Source organism: Streptomyces sp. NPDC006314 (genome assembly GCF_040613075.1).
GTDB lineage: Bacteria > Actinomycetota > Actinomycetes > Streptomycetales > Streptomycetaceae > Streptomyces.
In genome coordinates this window covers 438,700-457,631 of record NZ_JBEXRL010000004.1, presented here as the reverse complement: position 1 = coordinate 457,631, position 18,932 = coordinate 438,700, and the positions used below count along the sequence as shown (strand labels likewise).

Genomic DNA, 18,932 nt, shown 5'->3' with positions numbered 1-18,932 from the left:
TCCTCTCCCGTCGTCTTCGGCGTCACCATGGCCTGCGTCACCGCGTGGGAGCCGGTGTCCGGCAACGGCTTTCAGCGACGGCAAGGGCGCCACGGTGAGTGACGCCGTCGCCGGCGGCGGCTCGTCCTCGGCGAAGTCCGGCTCCACGGGACCCGGCCACGCCAGTGGGCCCACCGCGACGCCTACGCCCCCAGAACCCTCCGCAAGTAGTCGTTCTGGAACAGCCGTTCCGGGTCCAGACGGTCCCTCAGCGCCGTGAACTCGCCGAACCGCGGATACACCCGGTCGAAGTACTCGGCGTTCCGCGTGTGCACCTTGCCCCAGTGCGGCCGGCCCTCGTGCGCCGTGAAGATGCGCTCGGCGGCGGTGAAGTAGGCCTGGTACGGCGTGCCCCGGAACATGTGCACGGCGATGTAGGCGCTGTCCCGGCCGGAGGCCGTGGACAGGGTGATGTCGTCGGCCGGGGCGGTGCGTACCTCCACCGGGAAGCTGACGCGCAGGCCCGAGCGGTCGACCATGGTCTTCAGCTCGCGCAGCGTCTCCACCAGGGCCGCGCGCGGGACGGCGTACTCCATCTCCACGAAGCGCACCCGGCGCGGCGAGGTGAAGACCTTGTAGGGAATGTCCGTGTACCTCCGCGCGGACAGCGCCTTGCTGGAGATCCGCGCGATCGCGGGGACGGCGGCGGGAACGGCGCGGCCGGCCCACTGGGCCGCCTGGAAGACGCCGTTGGAGAGGAACTCGTCCTCGATCCAGCCGGCCAGCCGCCCCACGGGCTGCTCGGGTCCGGCGCTGCGGTTGTTGCGCTTGGTGTTGGTGCTACCGGTGTGCGGGAACCAGTAGAACTCGAAGTGCTCGTTCTCGGCCCACAGTTGATCGAACTCGGCGAGGACCCGCTCGAAGGGCATCGCTTCCTCGCGCGCCGCGAGCAGGAACAGGGGCTCCACGCCGAAGGTGATCGCGGTGACGATGCCGAGGGCGCCGAGGCCTATTCGGGCGGCCGCGAAGACTTCGGGGTTCTCCTTCTCGGAACAGGTGAGCACCGAACCGTCCGCCGTGACGAGTTCGAGCCCCTTGATCTGGGCGGCGATGGAGCCGGACTCGCGGCCCGTGCCGTGGGTACCGGTGCTGGTGGCCCCGGCGACGGTCTGCTCCATGATGTCGCCCATGTTGGTGAGCGACAGCCCCTCGCGCGCGAGAGCCGCATTGAGTCTCTTGAGCGGGGTGCCCGCCTCGACCGTGACGGTCATGGACTCCCGGTCGATCCCGCGGATGCCGGTCAACAGTTGAGGGCGGATCAACACACCGTCGGTCGCGGCGATCGACGTGAAGGAGTGGCCGGTCCCGACCGCCTTCACCTTCAGGCCGTCCTCCCGCGCCCGGCGCACCACCGCGGCCAGTTCCTCCACCGAGGCCGGCGCGACCTGCCGGGCCGGGCGGGCGGCGATGTTGCCGCCCCAGTTACGCCAGGTGCCGTTCCTCGCGCTCGCCGTGCTGCTCAACGGTGCCTCCCCGACCCGCGGCCGGCCTGCGGAGCCGGCGGTACCCGAGGAAACCGACCACGACCGCGACGGCACCGGACACGGCCGGAACCCCGTACCCCGCGCGCGCCCCGGCTGCGTCGATCACCCAGCCGGCCGCGGAGGAGCCGAGCGCGATGCCGACCGCGAGGCCGGTGCTCACCCAGGTCATGCCCTCGGTCAGCTGCGCGCGAGGTACGTGCTCTTCGATCAGGGACATCGTCGTGATCATCGTCGGTGCGATGGACAACCCCGCAACGAACAGCGCCACGGCCAGAAGCGGCAGGTTTCCGACCAGTAGGAGGGGGATCATACTCACGGCCATCGCCGCCACGCCCAGCAGCCAGCGACGTTCGGGTACCCCGGTGAACCGCAGCAGCCCGAAGACGACCCCGGCCACGCAGGAACCGGCCGCGTACAGGGCGAGGACCACGCTCGCGGCGCCCTTGTGACCGCGCTCGTCGGCGAAGGCGACGGTGACCACGTCCACCGATCCGAAGATCGCGCCGGTCGCCACGAACGTGGCCACCAGCACCTGGAGTCCGCCCGCGCGCAGGGCGCTGCCGCCGCCGTTGCGCTCGCGCGGGTGCGGCTCCGGCTCGGTGGCCCGCTGGGCGGTGAGCCAGAAGACGCCGGCCGCGAGGAAGCAGGCGGCCAGCAGGGGCCCCGCCTCCGGGAACCAGGTCGTGGACAGCCCGATGGAGATGATCGGGCCGAAGATGAAGCAGACCTCGTCGACGACCGACTCGAACGAGTACGCGGTGTGCAGCTTCGGGGTGCCCCGGTACAGCGCCGCCCAGCGGGCCCGGATCATCGCGCCCACGCTCGGCACCGAGCCGATCCCGGCGGCGCAGACGAACAGCACCCAGTCCGGCCACCGCATGTGCGCTGCGGCCAGCAGCCCGGCGGCCGCGATGAGGGCCACCAGGGTCGCGGGGCGCAGCACCCGGCGCTGTCCGTGCTGGTCCACCAGCCGGGAGATCTGCGGCCCGATCGCGGCCGCGGACAGCGCGATGGTGGCGGAGAGGGCGCCCGCGAGCCCGTACCGCCCGGTGAGCTGGGAGACCATCGTGACCACGCCGATGCCCATCATCGACAGCGGCATCCGGCCGAGGAACCCCGCGGCGGAGAAGGACGTGGTGCCGGGCTCGGTGAACAGGGCTCGGTAGGGGCTGGGCACGTGGTCTCCGGGCGGCTCGGTAAGGCGCGATTGCGGCAAATACAGCTTACGAGTCAGCGCACCCTTCACGACGGCCGGGAAAACCGCCATGGACCATCCCTAATCCGACTTCTCATCCGGCTGTTGTCCGGCTGTCGGTGCCGGGTGGCAGGATCAATACATGCCAGACGCGCTCGATGCCACCCCGTACGACGCCCTGCTCCTGCTCTCCTTCGGCGGCCCCGAAGGCCCCGACGACGTGGTCCCGTTCCTGGAGAACGTCACGCGCGGGCGAGGCATCCCGAAGGAACGCCTGAAGGAAGTCGGGCAGCACTACTTCCGGTTCGGCGGGGTCAGTCCCATCAACGGCCAGAACCGCGCCCTGCTGGACGCACTGCGCAAGGACTTCACCGAGCACGGCCTGGACCTGCCGGTCTACTGGGGCAACCGCAACTGGGCGCCGTACCTGACGGACACCCTGCGTGAGATGGTCACCGACGGCCGCCGCCGCATCCTGGTGCTGGCCACCAGCGCCTACGCCTCCTACTCGGGCTGCCGCCAGTACCGCGAGAACCTCGCCGACGCGCTGGCCGCCCTGGAGGCCGAGGGCCTGGAGCCGCCGGGGATCGACAAGCTGCGGCACTACTTCAACCACCCCGGCTTCGTCGAACCCATGATCGACGGCGTGCTGCGCTCCCTCGCCGACCTCCCCGAGGACGTCCGCGACGGCGCCCACATCGCCTTCACCACCCACTCCATCCCGACCGCCGCCGCCGACACCTCCGGACCGGTCGAGGCCCACGGTGAGGGCGGCGCCTACGTCGGACAGCACCTGGACGTGGCCCGGCTGATCGCCGGCGCCGTCCGCGAGCGCACCGGCGTCGACCATCCCTGGCGGCTCGTCTACCAGTCCCGTTCGGGCGCCCCGCACATCCCCTGGCTGGAGCCGGACATCTGCGACCACCTCGAGGAACGGCACGCCGCCGGTGTCCCGGCCGTGGTCATGGCCCCCATCGGCTTCGTCTCCGACCACATGGAGGTCCTCTACGACCTCGACACCGAGGCCATGGCCAAGGCCGAGGAGCTGGGCCTGCCGGTGCGCCGTTCGGCCACCGTGGGCGCCGACCCGCGGTTCGCCGCCGCCGTCCGCGAGCTGATCGTCGAGCGCGCCGCCGTGGAGCGCGGGCAGCAGGCCACCCCCTGCGCCCTGGGTGCCCTCGGCCCGAGCCATCACCTCTGCCCCGTCGGCTGCTGCCCGGCCCGTTCCGCCCGTCCCGCCGCCGCGGGCGCCGACAGCCCCTACGCGTGAGGAGACCCGTGACCGACGCCCTGCACCGGGACCTGCTCGACCTGGCCCGGGAAGCCGCCCGCCGCGCCGGCGATCTGCTGCGGGACGGCCGCCCGGCCGACCTGGCCGTGGCGAGGACCAAGTCCAGCCCGATCGACGTCGTCACCGAGATGGACATCGCGGCGGAGAAGCTGATCACCGACCTGATCTCCGGTCGGCGCCCCGACGACGGCTTCCTCGGCGAGGAGGGCGCCTCCGTCGAGGGCACCAGCGGCATCCGCTGGGTGATCGACCCGCTCGACGGCACCGTCAACTACCTGTACGGGCTGCCGACCTGGGCGGTGTCCATCGCGGCCGAACAGGACGGCGAGACCGTCGTCGGGGTCGTCGCGGCGCCGATGCGCGGCGAGACGTATCACGCCGTGCGCGGCGGCGGCGCATGGGCGACGGGCGCGTGGGAGGGCGAACGGGCGCTCAGTTGCCGCCCCGCGCCCCCGCTGGACCAGGCACTCGTCTCCACCGGCTTCAACTACGTCGCCGAGGTCCGCGCCCACCAGGCCGAGGTGGCCGGCCGCCTCATCCCGCTGTTCCGGGACATCCGGCGCAGCGGCTCGGCGGCGGTCGACCTGTGCGATGTGGCCTGCGGCCGGCTCGACGGGTACTACGAGCGCGGGCTCAACGCGTGGGACGTGGCCGCGGGGGACCTGATCGCCCGGGAGGCGGGCGCGCTGACCGGTGGACGCCCCGGAGAGCGGCCCTCACGTGGCCTCACGGTCGCCGGCGCCCCGGGGGTCTTCGAGCCCCTCCAGCGGCTGCTGGAGGACTTCGGGGCCTGGCACGACTGACGGGTCGCGGCGGGCCGGCACGCCGGTCAACGGGTCGCGGCCGACAGAGGGTGCGGGCAGCCGGGAGAACCCGAGAGGTCACCGGCAGGCAGTAACGAACGGGACCCCCGGCGCTGGATTCGCCGGGGGTCCCGTTGGTGCGCTTTCGGCCGATCAGACGCGTGACGCGCCGACCTCCACACCGTGTTCGGCGGCGAGGCGTCGCAGGTCGTCGAGCTCTGCCTGCTCCACCTCGGCGAGGAAGTCGTCGCCCTCGTCACGAGCCCGCGACAGGTCGGACTCGGTCGCCCTTATGCGCTGCAGAAGTCCTGCGGTGAAAGCGTCCATGCTGCGCCCCCTCGTCCTGGGTCGTGGGTCGGTGGCACGGGGGTGTGCCGGTTGAGAAGGGGCGATCACGTCTCTCGTAGGTGCCCAGCGCTGCCCTGCCGGGCGGCGACGGTGCCGGACACCCACGCCCGCCCTGCGGAAGCGGACCGCGGAGTACCGCATGGTGCTGCGGCACATGCAGAGCGTGATCGCGGGGTGTAAAGCCGTCCTCCCCCCGCTCCCTTCCCCGGAAACCTCAAGCGGAGGAGAAAATCTCGTCGTTCGCGCCCCGCGGCCCCGAGCCCCGCGGTCCGGACCCCGCCTTACAGCCGACTTACGGCCGAAAAGGGCAGGATGGAGGCCACACTCCACGAATACCCCCGCCCGCACGCGCCCACGGCGCTACGCGGGTGGACATGAGGAAGGACAAGCGACGTGCGCGTACTCGTCGTCGAGGACGAGCAACTGCTCGCCGATGCGGTGGCCACCGGACTGCGCCGGGAGGCCATGGCCGTCGACGTCGTGTACGACGGTGCGGCCGCCCTGGAGCGCATCGGCGTCAACGACTACGACGTGGTGGTCCTCGACCGTGACCTTCCGCTCGTGCACGGCGACGACGTCTGCCGCAAGATCGTCGAACTGGGCATGCCCACGCGCGTGCTCATGCTCACCGCCTCCGGCGACGTCAGCGACCGCGTGGAAGGCCTGGAGATCGGCGCCGACGACTATCTGCCCAAGCCGTTCGCGTTCAGCGAGCTGATCGCACGCGTGCGCGCCCTCGGGCGCCGTACGAGCGTGCCGCTGCCGCCGGTCCTGGAGCGCGCCGGCATCAAGCTCGACCCCAACCGCCGCGAGGTCTTCCGCGACGGCAAGGAGGTCCAGCTCGCCCCCAAGGAGTTCGCGGTCCTGGAGGTGCTGATGCGCAGCGAGGGCGCGGTCGTCTCCGCCGAGCAGCTACTCGAGAAGGCCTGGGACGAGAACACCGATCCGTTCACCAACGTGGTGCGCGTGACGGTCATGACCCTGCGCCGGAAGCTGGGCGAGCCGCCCGTCATCGTCACGGTCCCCGGCTCCGGCTACCGGATCTGAACCCGTGGCCGCCACTCCCGCGCCGCCGCAGGCGCCACCGAAACCCACCTGGGACCCCAGGAGGCCGCAGGCCCCGTTCCCGTGGCTGCGCCCGACCATCCGCATACGGCTCACCCTGCTGTACGGCGGCATGTTCCTGATCGCCGGCATCCTGCTGCTGTCGATCATCTATCTGCTGGCCGCGCAGGCGATCAGCTCCGGGAACCAGCCGCTGTTCAAGATCGTCAGCTTCCAGGAGCTCAAGGTCTCCAGCGACAACTGCCCCGCGATCAACACCACCCGCCTGCCCCTGGCGGACTTCAACGACGCGATCAGCCGGTGCGTGGACCAGCAGCGCCACGCGGCCCTGGACAACCTGCTCAGCCGCTCGCTGCTGGCGCTGCTCGGACTCGCCGTGATCGCCTTCGCGTTCGGCTACGCGATGGCGGGCCGGGTGCTGTCCCCGCTCGGCCGGATCACCCGCACCGCCCGCCAGGTGGCCGGATCGGATCTGTCCCGCCGGATCGAGCTGGACGGCCCCGACGACGAGCTGAAGGAGCTGGCGGACACCTTCGACGACATGCTGGAGCGCCTCCAGCGGGCCTTCACCGCCCAGCAGCGGTTCGTCGGCAACGCCTCCCACGAGTTGCGCACCCCGCTCGCGATCAACCGCACGCTCCTGGAAGTGCACCTGTCCGACCCGAACGCGCCGGTGGAGCTGCAGCAGCTCGGCAAGACGCTGCTGGCCACCAACGAGCGCAGCGAGCAGCTGGTCGAGGGCCTGCTGCTGCTCGCCCGCAGCGACAACCAGATCGTCGAGCGCAAGCCCGTCGACCTGGCCGAGGTCGCCTCGCAGGCCATCGACCAGGTGCACGCCGAGGCCGAGGCCAAGGGCGTCAAGCTCCGCGGAGAGCGCAAGCCCGCCGTCGTGCAGGGCAACGGCGTACTGCTGGAGCGGATCGCGCTGAACCTCCTGCAGAACGCGGTGCGCTATAACGTGACCGAGGACGGTTGGGTGGAGGTGGACACCGAGGTCCAGCACGGGCAGGCGGTGCTCACCGTCTCGAACACCGGTCCGGTGGTGCCGGCGTACGAGATCGACAACCTCTTCGAGCCCTTCAGACGGCTCCGTACGGAGCGCACGGGCAGCGACAAGGGTGTGGGTCTCGGTCTGTCCATCGTCCGGTCCGTGGCACGCGCGCACGGTGGCCACATCGTGGCGCAGCCCCGCGAGGGCGGCGGCCTGGTGATGCGCGTCACCCTGCCGGTGTGATCAGGGACCGACATCCGCGGGGGATGTTCGCTCTGCGCGGAACTTTCAGGGCACCCCCTGAGGTTCTCGCTGTGTGATCGATCACATGGGCGGATTTCCGGCCATGTACTCTGCGTGATCATGGAGAGTGGTGGAAAGCCGGGAAAGTCCTGGTTTTCAGGGCTCTTGATCACGGGAAGTACACGGGGAGGCGCCTTTGAGGTGCGACATGGGAACCGTGTACGGTCCTCACCGCCATCCAAGCCGATCACTCTCGGGAGATCGGGTTGGGTGTCGATTGAGTAACAGACCTTGATGTGAGGCAAAATCTCCGCCTCAGGTCGGGCACAAGTCCGGCCTCTCACGCGTTACGTGCGCTGGAGACACCGCAGACACCCAGAGGGGGAGAGCGATATGGCAACCGATTACGACACTCCACGCAAGACCGACGACGACGTCGACTCGGACAGCCTGGAAGAGCTGAAGGCCCGGCGGAACGACAAGTCCACTTCGGCGGTGGACGTCGACGAGTTCGAGGCGGCAGAGGGCCTCGAACTGCCCGGCGCCGACCTTTCGAACGAGGAACTGGCCGTCCGCGTGCTGCCGAAGCAGCAGGACGAGTTCACGTGCATGAGCTGCTTCCTGGTGCACCACCGCAGCCAGCTGGCCCGCGAGAAGAACGGTCAGCCCATCTGCCGCGACTGCGACTGAGGACGGGTCGGCCATGTCTGGCTCGACCCCTCCGCGGAAGCGCCGCTTCCCCCGGTGGAAAGCGGACCAAGGGCCGTCCGACGGCCCGCACGGCGCGCGTGACGACGAGCGGGGCTCATCCGGTGCGGGAGCCTCGCTCGAACCGGCGGCGGACCGGGCTGACCTCCCGGCGCCGACGCAGCATCCCGCGCCCGTCGCACGGCGACGGGCCGCGGTGATGCGTGAGAAGGCCCGGGACATGGCCCGGGAAGGGGCCCGTAGGGGCGGCAGCCGCGCTCGCGCGGGGCTGGCGCACCTCGCGGACCGGATCATCGAGATCGCCCCGCGTGTCCCCGTACGCGACCTCGCGACCCTGCGCAGACAGTTTCCGGGCCTCGGGCCGGAAGAACTCGCCGACAAGCTGGTGGCGGGCGCGGCGGCCGGGACCTCGACGGTCGGAGCGGGGATCGGGGCGGTGGCGATGATGCCGGTGCCTCCGGCCATGCCGACCGAACTGGCCGCGGAGATCACCGGGGTCGCCGCGATCGAGCTGAAGCTCATCGCCGAACTGCACGAGGTCTACGGCGTACGGCCGCCGGGGAACCTCAAGACCCGCAGCACCGCCTATCTGGCCTCCTGGTCGGGGGAGCGCGGGATCGACGTGATGAAGCCGTCCACGTACGACCCGGCTCTCGGCGGCCGCATGAAACGCCAGCTGCGTCAGCAGATCATGAAGCGGATGGTCCGCGACCTGCCCAACCTGATGCCGTTCATGGTGGGAGCCGCGGTCGGGGCGGTCATGAACCGCCGGGACACCAGGAGACTCGCGGCGCGCATCCGCGCCGACCTGCGCAAGGCCCAGGTGCCGTGGGACGAGCTGCCGGAGCTGCCGCCCCTGGAGAAGCCGGCGCAGCCGCTGAAGATGCGCGATCTTCCCAAGGAGCTCTAGGCGTTCGCCTTCCGGGCCGCATCGATCGCCGCAGCCAGCTTCTGCGGCTCGCGCGTCGACAGGTACAGGTACGGCGTCGGGTCCTCGGGATCGGTGACCTCCACACGCAGCGCCGTGGGGATGTAGGCCCGCAACAGCAGGAAGGCGCGGGTGTCGGCCTTGAACGTCCGCCAGGCGCGGGCCTCCTCGCGGTCCAGGATCTCCGACTCGCCCAGCGCCGACACCGGGATCTTCGCCTCGCCCGCGATCAGGGAGTCACCCACGACCCGGATGCGCGGGGAGCCGTAGGCGCTGGCCACCACCGCCGCGGCAGCCGTACCGCCGACCAGGCCGCCGAGCAGCGGCAGGGTGCCGAAGGGGAGCAGGATCAGGGCGAACGAGACACCCACGAGGAAGCTGATCAGCCACCATGAGCGGGGGGCGGTGAGGCGTTCTTCGTAGGGGGTGGCGGAGGGCTGCATGGAGCCAAGCTTGGCACGGGATCCGCATTGCCCCGACGCGCGGGTAAGGTCTGCGCCTGTGAGTGGTAGTTCCGCAGCTCTTCAGCCTCCCGCCGACGCGGGGAAACCGGTACGGCACCCCGACGCGCCCGCGCCCGGGGAGCTCCTCGGCGCCCATTACGGTCACTGTTTCGGTTGTGGTCCCGGGCAGCCGCACGGACTGCACCTGGCCTCCCGGGCGGGTGAGGGCGTCTCGCTGACCGCCGAGTTCACCGTCCAGCCCGCCCACCAGGGTGCCCCCGGTCTCGCGCACGGCGGAGTGCTGGCCACGGCCCTGGACGAGACCCTCGGCTCGCTGAACTGGCTGCTGCGGACCATCGCCGTCACCGGCCGGCTGGAGACCGACTTCGTGCGGCCCGTGCCCGTCGGTACCACGCTGTATCTGGAGGCCGAGGTCACCGCCGTCGCCGGGCGCAAGATCTACTCCACCGCCACCGGGCGCATCGGCGGCCCCGACGGGCCCGTCGCCGTCCGCGCCGATGCCCTCTTCGTCGAGGTCAAGGTGGACCACTTCATCGACCACGGCCGCAAGGAAGAGATCCAGGCCGCCATGGACGACCCGGACCAGATCCGGCGTGTCCGCGCCTTCGAGGTGAACCCGTGAGCCGTGAGCCCCGTCGAGAACTCGGCGTGCTGATCCGGCGCGTCGACCCGGACGTACCGCTTCCGGAGTATGAGCACCCGGGGGACGCCGGGGCCGATCTGCGCACCACCGAGGCCTGTGAGCTGAAGCCCGGTGAGCGGGCCGTGCTGCCCACGGGTGTGTCGATCGCCCTCCCGGAGGGGTACGCGGCCTTCGTGCACCCGCGTTCCGGCCTCGCCGCCCGCTGCGGTGTGGCCCTCGTGAATGCCCCAGGGACGGTTGACGCCGGGTACCGTGGGGAGATCAAGGTGATCGTGGTGAATCTCGACCCGCGCGAGTCCGTGCGGTTCGAGCGCTTCGACCGGATTGCCCAACTGGTCGTCCAGCAGGTCGAGAGGGTCCGCTTCCAGGAGGTGGCGGAACTTCCCGGCTCGGCGCGGGCCGAGGGGGGCTTCGGGTCCACCGGTGGCCACGCCGCGGTGGGCGGTGAGAGCGGCACAAGCGGTCAGGCCGCCCTGGGCGGTCCGACGGGTGGGAATCGATACGCTTCGGTCGTATCCGACCGGGAAGGACAGTGACGTGTTCGGACGTCGCAAGAAGAAGGGTGCCGCCGAGGACGCGGCCGGCGAGGCCGAGCAGGTCGTCGACAGCGTCGACACCGAGGCGGACGAGGAAGAGGAGGCCGAGCGCGAGCGCGTCCGGCTGGAGCCCGGGCCCCGGCCCGACGGGCCGTGGGACAGCAGCGAGGTGCGCGACCCGGGTGAGGGCCGCGTGGACCTCGGCGGGCTGTTCATCCCGGGCGTCGACGGCATGGAGCTGCGGGTCGAGGTCGCCGGTGACGCGATCGTCGCCGCGACCGTCGTGCTGCGCGACAGCGCCATCCAGCTCCAGGCGTTCGCCGCGCCCAAGCGCGAGGGCATCTGGGGCGAGGTCCGCGAGGAGATCGGGGCCGGCATCACCCAGCAGGGTGGCATCGTCGACGAGGTCGAGGGTCCGCTGGGCTGGGAGCTGCGCGCCCAGGTACCGGTGCAGCTGCCGGACGGCACCGGCGGCTTCCAGGTCGTGCGGTTCGTCGGCGTGAACGGCCCGCGCTGGTTCCTGCGCGGTGTGATCTCCGGCCAGGGCGCCGTGCAGCCGCAGGCCGCCGGCCTGCTGGAGCAGATCTTCCGGGACACGGTCGTGGTCCGCGGCGAGGGCCCGATGGCGCCCCGCGACCCGATCGTCCTGAAGCTGCCCAACGACGCCCAGATGGTTCCCGAGGGCGTCCAGCAGGAGGACGGTTCGCAGGAGGGCTCGCGTTTCTCCGGCGGCATGGGCCACCTGCAGCGCGGACCGGAGATCACCGAGGTCCGCTGACACCGGCACGACACAGGGCCGCACCCCTTGGGTGCGGCCCTTTCGCATGTGTGACCCCTTGACGGGCGTTTGGTCTGACCCATGGATGACGGCGAGCCCCTCCGCCGACCTGAACCGCACCCCAAGCCCCAGGCCACCGTCGAGTGTGGCTCCTGCTCCAACCCCGAGTACGGCTGCACCGACGAGCCCTCCGCAGACCGGCTGGGCTGGCGCGTTCCGGCCCAAGGCCGCCGATCGATCTCGCACATCGCCGAGACCAGCCGGATCCAGGGCCAGGACCTGTACGGCACCTCCGACGTCGGCGAAGGCCTGCGGCAGGCACGCGGCTTCCCGTCCAGGTACCGGCTCGGCGCGGCCGCTCCCGGCCGGCTGTGCGGCGGTACCCCCAGGCTCTGACCCGGACCGGTCACCGAGGTCGGCCACAACACCCTGCACCACCATCCAGGCATCGCCATGCCCCACACCCGGACCCTGTACCACCGACCGGCCGGCAGCGACGACCGCCACCACCCGGACTGAACCGTTAAACGGGCGCCGAACGGTGATACCGGCGCCCCGTCCACGGGGAGGACGGGCAGCGCGGTGACGGGCGGCCGCGCGCACCGCCGTACGGCCGGGGCGGCCGCCCTGCGCGGGGTCTCCTCAGAGGTGTCGCGCGGTGAACTCGTCGCCCTCAAGGGCCGTTCCGGCTCGGGAGAGACCGCGCTGCTCAACCTCGTCGGTGGACTCGACACGCCCGACCAGGGGCGGGTCGAGGTCGACGGGCGGCAGCTGGGGGAGCTGGGCGAGAGCGAGCTGCTGCGGCTGCACCGGGACCGGATCGGGTTCGACTTCCAGTCCTTCGGGCTCATCCCCATCCTCACCGCGGCGGAGAACGTTGCCGTGCCGCTGCCGCTGCCGCTGCCGCTGCCGCTGCCGCTGCCGCTGCGCCGCGCCGAGCCGCGCGAGCGGGAGGAGCGCGTCGAGCTGCTGCTCTCCCTCGTCGGGCTCGCCGGTCACGCGGCCCAGCGGCCCGGCGAGCTGTCCGGCGGCCAGCAGCAGCGGGTCACCATCGCCCGCGCCCTCGCCAACCGCCCGACCGGCACCGTCATCCCGCTCAGCCGCGAGATCGACGTGGACGAGGCCGTCCCGACGGGGCTCGGGGGCCTACCCGAGGGCAGCGCCGAGCTGGACGTGCCCGAGGCCCTGCCGACGGTCGCCGTCGGCCCCGGACCGCTGGAGCGGTCGGCGGCCGACCCGATGCGGAACACCGTCAAGTTACAGCCCGCGCGGACAGCCCGTCCCGGTCTCCGCCGGCTCCATGGCCGACCGGGCCGAGGTGCGCGTGGTGGACCACGGACCGGGTGTGCCGGACGAGGCCGAGGACCGCATCTCCGAGCTCTTCCAGCGATACGGTGACGCTGCGCGCGGGGCCGGGGCAGGGCTCGCGGTCGCCCGGTGTTCCGCCGGCTCCATGGGCGGCACTCCCGACGCCGGGGACACCCCGGGCGGCGGGCTCACCATGGTGCTCAGCCTCCGCGCGGCAGGGCCGTGTCCCGAGCCGCTCCCTGCCAGGGCGGACATCGCAGAACCGGAAAGGCAGAACCTGTGCTGAGCCCGAACGGGGGGACCCCCCACACCCCCACGAGGGTGCTCGTGGTCGACGACGAGCCGCAGATCGTGCGCGCTCTCGTGATCAATCTCGAGGCGCGCAAGTACGACGTCGACGCGGCCCCCGACGGCAGGACCGCGCTCGAACTCGCCGCCTCCCGCCACCCCGACGTGGTGGTCCTCGACCTCGGGCTGCCGGACATGGACGGCGTCGAGGTGATCAGGGACCTGCGCGGCTGGACCCGCGTCCCCATCCTCGTCCTCTCCGCCCGCCACGCCTCCGACGAGAAGGAGGAGGCGCTGGAGGCGGGCGCCGACGACTACGTCACCAAACCCTTCGGCATGGACGAGCTGCTGGCCCGGCTGCGGGCCGCCGTACGCCGGGCCGAGCCGGTCGGCCCCGGCGGGGGCGACCTGACGACCCTCGAGACGGAGGGCTTCACCGTCGACCTCACCGCCAAGAAGGTCGACCGCGGCGGCAAGGACGTCCGGCTCACCCCGACCGAGTGGCACCTGCTGGAGGTGCTGGTCCGCAACACCGGCCGCCTGGTCGGCCACAAGCAGCTGCTGCAGGAGGTGTGGGGGCCGTCGTACGGGACCGAGACCAACTACCTGCGCGTCTACATGGCCCAACTGCGCAGGAAGCTGGAGACGGACCCCTCACACCCGAGGCACTTCCTCACGGAGCCGGGGATGGGCTACCGGTTCGAGAAGTGAGCTGGCTTACGGTCCCGTCGGTGCTCCCCGGTACGCTTCAGATATGAGTGCTGTTCCTCGATCCGAAAAGCCGGCCGGCCGGTTCCGGCGCATGCTCGACCGGCTCTCCTCGTCGCAGGAGGACCTGGAGTCCGAGGAGCTGCGCGAGGATGCCGAGACGGCGGGCTGTACCAAGATCGGCGACTGTCGGGACCGGCAGATCGTCACCGTAACTGGTACCTTGCGCACGGTCACCTTGCGCCCGCGCGCCGGAGTCCCGGCCCTGGAGGCCGAGCTGTTCGACGGCTCCGCCGCGCTGGACGTGGTGTGGCTCGGCAGGCGCTCCATCGTGGGGATAGAGCCGGGGCGCAAGCTGATCGCATCAGGCCGGATCTCGATGAGCCGGGGCCGCCGGGTGCTGTTCAACCCGAAATACGAACTGCGACCCCTTGGACGGGAGTAGCCGGTGACGTCCCTCGACAAGCCGACCCAAGACACCGAACAGACCGGTTCGGACGACGCTCGCGCGGTGACCGAGGCCGCGCTGTTCGAGGCGTTCGGCGGTGTCCGCGGCATGGTCGAGACGGTCGTGCCCGGTCTCCTCTTCGTCACGATCTTCACGATCGACAAGAATCTGCACCTGGCGGCGATCGCCGCGCTGGTCGTCTCCCTGGTCCTGGTCGCCGTCCGGCTGGTGCGTAAGGACACCGTCAAGCACGCCTTCAGCGGTGTCTTCGGCGTGGCCTTCGGCGTCGTGTTCGCGATGTTCACCGGCAACGCCAAGGACTTCTACCTCCCCGGCATGCTCTACACGCTGGGCCTGGCACTGGCCTACATCATCACGACCCTCGCCGGTGTGCCTCTGATCGGCCTCATCCTCGGCCCGGTCTTCAAGGAGAACCTCTCCTGGCGTACCCGCAACCCGGGCCGCAAGAAGGCGTACGCGAAGGCCAGCTGGGCCTGGGGTCTGATCCTGCTCGCCAAGTGCGCGATCCTCTTCCCGCTGTACTGGTGGGCCGACACCACCCAGCTCGGCTGGGTCCTGGTCGCCCTGAAGATCCCGCCCTTCCTGCTGGCGGTCTGGCTCACGTGGGTCTTCCTCGCCAAGGCTCCGGCTCCGATCGACGTCTTCGCCGAGATGGAGGCCGAGGAGAAGGCGGAGACAGAGCGCAAGGCCGCGCTGGCCGCCGAGACCGGCGAGCCGACGGGCGGCCGGCACCGCCGGGACGCGTAGGAGAGCCTGCGACGACGAAGGGCGCCCTTGACGGCAAGGGCGCCCTTCTCGTATGCGGTCAGGCTTGTTCCCGCCGCACCGACAGCAACTCCTCCAGCTGCTCCTCCCGGGCCTGCGCGGCCACGAAGAGCAACTCGTCACCCGCCTCCAGGGAGTCCTCCTTGGAGGGGGTCAGCACGCGGGTGCCGCGGATGATCGTGACCAGGGAGGTGTCCTGCGGCCACTCCACGTCGCCGACCTGGGTGCCGGCCAGGGCCGACTCCTCGGGCAGGGTCAGCTCGACGAGGTTGGCGTCGCCGTGGCTGAAGCGCAGCAGCCGGACCAGGTCGCCGACGCTCACCGCCTCCTCGACCAGGGCGGACATCAGGCGCGGGGTGGAGACGGCCACGTCCACGCCCCAGGCCTCGTTGAACAACCACTCGTTCTTGGGGTTGTTGACGCGGGCGACGACGCGCGGGACGCCGTACTCCGTCTTGGCGAGCAGTGAGACGACCAGGTTGACCTTGTCGTCGCCGGTCGCGGCGATGACGACGTTGCAGCGCTGCAGCGCCGCCTCGTCCAGAGACGTGATCTCGCAGGCGTCGGCCAGCAGCCACTCCGCCTGCGGCACCCGCTCCACCGAGATGGCGGTCGGGGCCTTGTCGATGAGCAGGACCTCGTGGCCGTTCTCCAGCAGCTCGCCCGCGATCGAGCGGCCGACGGCGCCGGCACCGGCAATGGCGACCCTCATCAGTGACCGCCCTCCTCTTCCGGGCCTCCGGCGAACGCCGCCTCGACCTTCTCCACGTCGTCCGTCCGCATCATCACGTGCACGAGGTCGCCCTCCTGCAGCACCGTCTGCGAGGTGGGCAGGATCGCCTCACCGAGGCGGGTCAGGAACGCCACCCGGACGCCCGTCTCCTCCTGCATCTTGCTGATCTTGTGCCCGACCCACTTCGGGGAGGCGTGCACCTCGGCGAGCTGGACGCCGCCGGTGGGGTCGCGCCACAGCGGCTCGGCGCCCGAGGGCAGCAGGCGGCGCAGCATCTGGTCGGCGGTCCAGCGGACCGTGGCCACGGTGGGGATGCCGAGACGCTGGTAGACCTCGGCGCGGCGGGGGTCGTAGATGCGGGCGGCCACGTTCTCCACGCCGAACATCTCGCGGGCCACGCGCGCGGAGATGATGTTGGAGTTGTCACCGCTGGAGACGGCGGCGAAGGCGCCGGCCTCCTCGATGCCCGCCTCGCGCAGGGTGTCCTGGTCGAAGCCGACACCGGTGACCCGGCGACCCCCGAATCCCGGGCCCAGCCGACGGAAGGCGGTGGGGTCCTGGTCGATCACGGCGACCGTGTGTCCCTGTTGCTCCAGGGTCTGGGCAAGAGCGGAGCCCACTCTTCCGCAGCCCATGATGACGATGTGCACGACCGTCCTTCCGGTGTCCAAAAGTTACTGCTCAGGTCAGGGTCTCAGACCGAGCCCAAAGCTACACACGGGCGGTTCGGGGTGAGCACCCCCGTGCGGGGGTTTCCGCGGTCAGCGGTGTCGCTCCCCGTCGCCGATCACGGGTCGCGCCCACCGGCGAGTGATGCTGCGCACGCTGCACAGGGTCAGGATTCCGAGGCCGACGAGGGCGGCCGTTGCCCCGATCAGCTCAGCGGTCGCGGGCATGGGACCTCCGAGATGCGATGAAAGGCGGGATTTCGCCATCTAGGCACGGACGGCACGCCCTCCACGGAATCCGCAGTTCCAGTGAGGCTTGAGTTCACTCGTGGGGCAGATACGGGACGGCGACTGGGCGGCTGCCTGTTCGAAGGCTTACGATCCTTTCTCGTGTCCAAACTGACCGACGTGCCCAAACGGATCTTGATCGGGCGCGCACTGCGCAGTGACCGGTTGGGCGAAACGCTCCTACCGAAGCGCATCGCACTCCCCGTCTTCGCCTCCGACCCGCTGTCCTCCGTCGCCTACGCGCCGGGGGAGGTCCTGCTGGTCCTGTCCATCGCGGGAGTTTCGGCATACCACTTCAGCCCCTGGATCGCCGTCGCGGTCGTCGTGCTGATGTTCACCGTGGTGGCCTCCTACCGGCAGAACGTGCACGCGTACCCGAGCGGCGGCGGCGACTACGAGGTGGCCAACACCAACCTCGGCCCCAAGGCCGGTCTGACCGTCGCCAGCGCCCTGCTCGTGGACTACGTCCTCACCGTCGCCGTCTCCATCGCCTCCGGCATCGAGAACCTCGGCTCCGCGGTCCCCTTCGTGGTCGAGCACAAGGTGCTCTGCGCGATCGGCGTGATCGTGCTGCTGACGCTGATGAACCTGCGCGGCGTGCGGGAGTCGGGCAAGCTCTTCGCGATCCCGACGTACGTCTTCGTCGGCGGCGTCTTCATCATGATCGCGTGGGGGGCGTTCCGGGGCCTGGTCCTCGGCGACACCATGCGCGCCCCGACGGCCGACTACCACATCAAGGCCGAACACCAGGGCCTGGCGGGCTTCGCGCTCGTCTTCCTGCTGCTGCGCGCCTTCTCCTCCGGCTGTGCCGCGCTGACGGGCGTGGAGGCCATCTCCAACGGCGTCCCGGCCTTCCGCAAGCCCAAGTCGAAGAACGCGGCGACCACGCTCGCGATGATGGGCCTGCTGGCCGTCACCATGTTCTGCGGCATCATCGCCCTCGCGATGACGACGAAGGTCCGCATGGCCGAGCACCCGGCCACCGACCTGATCCGCAACGGCAGCGCGGTCGGCTCCGGCTACGTCCAGAACCCGGTGATCTCCCAGGTCGCCGAGGCGGTGTTCGGCAAGGGCAGCCTCCTGTTCATCCTGCTGGCGGCCGCCACCGCGCTGGTGCTGTTCCTCGCGGCCAACACGGCGTACAACGGCTTCCCGCTGCTCGGCTCGATCCTCGCCCAGGACCGCTACCTCCCGCGCCAGCTGCACACCCGCGGCGACCGCCTCGCCTTCTCCAACGGCATCGTGCTGCTCGCGGGCGCCGCGGCCCTGCTGGTCTTCATCTACGGCGCCGACTCCACGCGCCTGATCCAGCTGTACATCGTCGGTGTGTTCGTGTCCTTCACGCTCAGCCAGACCGGCATGGTCCGGCACTGGAACCGCCATCTCGCCCTCGAGAAGGACCCGGCCAAGCGCCGCCATATGGTCCGTTCCCGTGCCATCAACGCGTTCGGTGCCTTCTTCACCGGCCTGGTGCTGGTCGTCGTCCTCGTCACCAAGTTCACGCACGGCGCCTGGGTGGCCCTGCTGGGCATGTGCATCTTCTACGCGACGATGACCGCGATCCGGAAGCACTACGACCGCGTCGCCGAGGAGATCGCGGCCCCCGAGGGCCCGAGCGACGACAGCGTCCGCCCCTCCCGTGTGCACTCGGTCGTCCTGATCTCCAAGATCCACCGTCCGACGCTGCGCGCCCTGGCCTACGCCAAGCTGATGCGCTCCGACACCCTGGAAGCGCTGACGGTCAACGTCGACCCGGCCGAGACCAAGGCACTGCGCGAGGAGTGGGAGCGGCGCGGCATCGACGTGCCGCTGAAGGTCCTGGACTCGCCGTACCGCGAGATCACCCGCCCGGTGATCGAGTACGTCAAGAGCCTGCGCAAGGAGTCCCCGCGCGACGCGGTCTCCGTGATCATCCCCGAGTACGTGGTCGGACACTGGTACGAGCACCTGCTGCACAACCAGAGCGCCCTGCGCCTGAAGGGCCGCCTGCTGTTCACCCCGGGTGTCATGGTGACCTCGGTGCCCTACCAGCTGCAGTCCTCCGAGGCGGCCAAGCAGCGGGCCCGCAAGCGGCAGGAATGGAGCGCCCCGGGTGCCGTCCGGCGTGGACCGGCGGTGGAACGGCCGAAGGAGTCGTCGACGGCCAAGGACTGAGGCCCGGCGGAGAGGCCGTAGACTGGTGGGCTGTT

At 70.8% G+C, this 18,932-nt stretch carries 21 protein-coding genes and 1 pseudogene; 16 read left to right on the top strand and 6 right to left on the bottom strand.

The window, feature by feature from the left end:
* Positions 1-182: 182 nt before the first annotated feature.
* Positions 183-1,502, bottom strand: coding sequence for a D-arabinono-1,4-lactone oxidase (locus ABZ079_RS10120; RefSeq protein ID WP_356938941.1), 1,320 nt, complete (start codon positions 1,500-1,502; stop codon positions 183-185).
* Positions 1,462-2,700, bottom strand: coding sequence for an MFS transporter (locus ABZ079_RS10115; RefSeq protein ID WP_356938940.1), 1,239 nt, complete (start codon positions 2,698-2,700; stop codon positions 1,462-1,464). The genes ABZ079_RS10120 and ABZ079_RS10115 overlap by 41 nt, the downstream gene beginning before the upstream one ends.
* 160 nt (positions 2,701-2,860) lie before the next feature.
* On the opposite strand from ABZ079_RS10115, the gene ABZ079_RS10110 reads away from it, so the two are divergent.
* Positions 2,861-3,988, top strand: coding sequence for a ferrochelatase (locus ABZ079_RS10110; RefSeq protein ID WP_356938939.1), 1,128 nt, complete (start codon positions 2,861-2,863; stop codon positions 3,986-3,988).
* An 8-nt stretch (positions 3,989-3,996) separates the two neighbouring features.
* Positions 3,997-4,812: an inositol monophosphatase family protein gene (locus ABZ079_RS10105; RefSeq protein ID WP_356938938.1), complete on the top strand. Its 816-nt coding sequence runs from the start codon at positions 3,997-3,999 to the stop codon at positions 4,810-4,812.
* Positions 4,813-4,965: 153 nt separating this feature from the next.
* Here the strand turns inward: ABZ079_RS10105 and ABZ079_RS10100 are convergent, their stop codons facing one another.
* On the bottom strand, positions 4,966-5,139 hold the full coding sequence (locus ABZ079_RS10100) for a hypothetical protein (protein WP_186581674.1): 174 nt from the start codon (positions 5,137-5,139) through the stop codon (positions 4,966-4,968).
* Between the two features lie 414 nt (positions 5,140-5,553).
* Between ABZ079_RS10100 and ABZ079_RS10095 the strand changes: the two genes are divergently transcribed.
* The 4 genes from ABZ079_RS10095 (at position 5,554) to ABZ079_RS10080 (ending at position 9,077) form a co-directional block, all read left to right on the top strand.
* Complete coding sequence (locus tag ABZ079_RS10095; protein WP_003993508.1) at positions 5,554-6,207, top strand: response regulator transcription factor; 654 nt, start codon at positions 5,554-5,556, stop codon at positions 6,205-6,207.
* Between the two features lie 4 nt (positions 6,208-6,211).
* A complete protein-coding gene (locus ABZ079_RS10090; RefSeq protein ID WP_356938937.1) occupies positions 6,212-7,459 on the top strand; it encodes a HAMP domain-containing sensor histidine kinase in 1,248 nt (415 codons plus the stop codon).
* 393 nt (positions 7,460-7,852) lie between these two features.
* Entirely contained in the window at positions 7,853-8,149 is a 297-nt protein-coding gene (locus tag ABZ079_RS10085; protein ID WP_005481602.1) for a DUF4193 domain-containing protein, read from the top strand.
* Between the two features lie 13 nt (positions 8,150-8,162).
* Positions 8,163-9,077: a hypothetical protein gene (locus tag ABZ079_RS10080; protein WP_356938936.1), complete on the top strand. Its 915-nt coding sequence runs from the start codon at positions 8,163-8,165 to the stop codon at positions 9,075-9,077.
* Here the strand turns inward: ABZ079_RS10080 and ABZ079_RS10075 are convergent.
* On the bottom strand, positions 9,074-9,538 hold the full coding sequence (locus ABZ079_RS10075; RefSeq protein ID WP_356938935.1) for a DUF3093 domain-containing protein: 465 nt from the start codon (positions 9,536-9,538) through the stop codon (positions 9,074-9,076). The genes ABZ079_RS10080 and ABZ079_RS10075 overlap by 4 nt on opposite strands.
* Before the next feature lie 58 nt (positions 9,539-9,596).
* Here ABZ079_RS10075 and ABZ079_RS10070 point away from each other — a divergent pair, with 58 nt between their 5' ends.
* The 9 genes and pseudogenes from ABZ079_RS10070 (at position 9,597) to ABZ079_RS10030 (ending at position 15,036) form a co-directional block, all read left to right on the top strand.
* Positions 9,597-10,181: a PaaI family thioesterase gene (locus ABZ079_RS10070; protein WP_356938934.1), complete on the top strand. Its 585-nt coding sequence runs from the start codon at positions 9,597-9,599 to the stop codon at positions 10,179-10,181.
* Positions 10,178-10,738: a dUTP diphosphatase gene (dut, locus tag ABZ079_RS10065; protein WP_356938933.1), complete on the top strand. Its 561-nt coding sequence runs from the start codon at positions 10,178-10,180 to the stop codon at positions 10,736-10,738. Before ABZ079_RS10070 ends, dut begins: the two co-directional genes overlap by 4 nt.
* A 1-nt stretch (position 10,739) precedes the next feature.
* A complete protein-coding gene (locus tag ABZ079_RS10060; RefSeq protein ID WP_356938932.1) occupies positions 10,740-11,516 on the top strand; it encodes a DUF3710 domain-containing protein in 777 nt (258 codons plus the stop codon).
* 234 nt (positions 11,517-11,750) lie between these two features.
* Positions 11,751-12,035: pseudogene (locus ABZ079_RS10055) on the top strand (hypothetical protein); the annotation flags it as partial.
* Positions 12,036-12,098: 63 nt separating this feature from the next.
* Complete coding sequence (locus ABZ079_RS10050; protein ID WP_356938931.1) at positions 12,099-12,914, top strand: ATP-binding cassette domain-containing protein; 816 nt, start codon at positions 12,099-12,101, stop codon at positions 12,912-12,914.
* Positions 12,817-13,110: an ATP-binding protein gene (locus tag ABZ079_RS10045; protein WP_356938930.1), complete on the top strand. Its 294-nt coding sequence runs from the start codon at positions 12,817-12,819 to the stop codon at positions 13,108-13,110. The genes ABZ079_RS10050 and ABZ079_RS10045 overlap by 98 nt, the downstream gene beginning before the upstream one ends.
* Complete coding sequence (locus tag ABZ079_RS10040) at positions 13,104-13,823, top strand: response regulator (RefSeq protein WP_356938929.1); 720 nt, start codon at positions 13,104-13,106, stop codon at positions 13,821-13,823. Before ABZ079_RS10045 ends, ABZ079_RS10040 begins: the two co-directional genes overlap by 7 nt.
* A gap of 43 nt (positions 13,824-13,866) precedes the next feature.
* Positions 13,867-14,265: an OB-fold nucleic acid binding domain-containing protein gene (locus tag ABZ079_RS10035; protein WP_093474051.1), complete on the top strand. Its 399-nt coding sequence runs from the start codon at positions 13,867-13,869 to the stop codon at positions 14,263-14,265.
* Positions 14,266-14,268: 3 nt separating this feature from the next.
* Complete coding sequence (locus tag ABZ079_RS10030; RefSeq protein WP_356938928.1) at positions 14,269-15,036, top strand: DUF3159 domain-containing protein; 768 nt, start codon at positions 14,269-14,271, stop codon at positions 15,034-15,036.
* 58 nt (positions 15,037-15,094) lie between these two features.
* Here ABZ079_RS10030 and ABZ079_RS10025 read toward each other — a convergent pair whose 3' ends face one another.
* Both ABZ079_RS10025 and ABZ079_RS10020 read right to left on the bottom strand, forming a co-directional pair.
* Complete coding sequence (locus ABZ079_RS10025) at positions 15,095-15,766, bottom strand: TrkA family potassium uptake protein (RefSeq protein ID WP_356938927.1); 672 nt, start codon at positions 15,764-15,766, stop codon at positions 15,095-15,097.
* Entirely contained in the window at positions 15,766-16,437 is a 672-nt protein-coding gene (locus ABZ079_RS10020; protein WP_356938926.1) for a TrkA family potassium uptake protein, read from the bottom strand. The genes ABZ079_RS10025 and ABZ079_RS10020 overlap by 1 nt, the downstream gene beginning before the upstream one ends.
* Before the next feature lie 408 nt (positions 16,438-16,845).
* Here ABZ079_RS10020 and ABZ079_RS10015 point away from each other — a divergent pair, with 408 nt between their 5' ends.
* Positions 16,846-18,897: an APC family permease gene (locus ABZ079_RS10015; RefSeq protein WP_356938925.1), complete on the top strand. Its 2,052-nt coding sequence runs from the start codon at positions 16,846-16,848 to the stop codon at positions 18,895-18,897.
* The last annotated feature ends 35 nt before the right edge of the window (positions 18,898-18,932 follow it).

Excerpts from the sequence above, each read along its gene's own strand:
- ABZ079_RS10110 (WP_356938939.1), top strand. The coding sequence starts at position 2,861 with ATGCCAGACGCGCTCGATGCCACCCCGTACGACGCCCTGCTCCTGCTC.
- ABZ079_RS10100 (WP_186581674.1), bottom strand. The coding sequence starts at position 5,139 with ATGGACGCTTTCACCGCAGGACTTCTGCAGCGCATAAGGGCGACCGAG.
- ABZ079_RS10085 (WP_005481602.1), top strand. The coding sequence starts at position 7,853 with ATGGCAACCGATTACGACACTCCACGCAAGACCGACGACGACGTCGAC.
- ABZ079_RS10080 (WP_356938936.1), top strand. The coding sequence starts at position 8,163 with ATGTCTGGCTCGACCCCTCCGCGGAAGCGCCGCTTCCCCCGGTGGAAA.
- ABZ079_RS10075 (WP_356938935.1), bottom strand. The coding sequence starts at position 9,538 with ATGCAGCCCTCCGCCACCCCCTACGAAGAACGCCTCACCGCCCCCCGC.
- ABZ079_RS10045 (WP_356938930.1), top strand. The coding sequence starts at position 12,817 with ATGGCCGACCGGGCCGAGGTGCGCGTGGTGGACCACGGACCGGGTGTG.
- ABZ079_RS10035 (WP_093474051.1), top strand. The coding sequence starts at position 13,867 with ATGAGTGCTGTTCCTCGATCCGAAAAGCCGGCCGGCCGGTTCCGGCGC.
- ABZ079_RS10025 (WP_356938927.1), bottom strand. The coding sequence starts at position 15,766 with ATGAGGGTCGCCATTGCCGGTGCCGGCGCCGTCGGCCGCTCGATCGCG.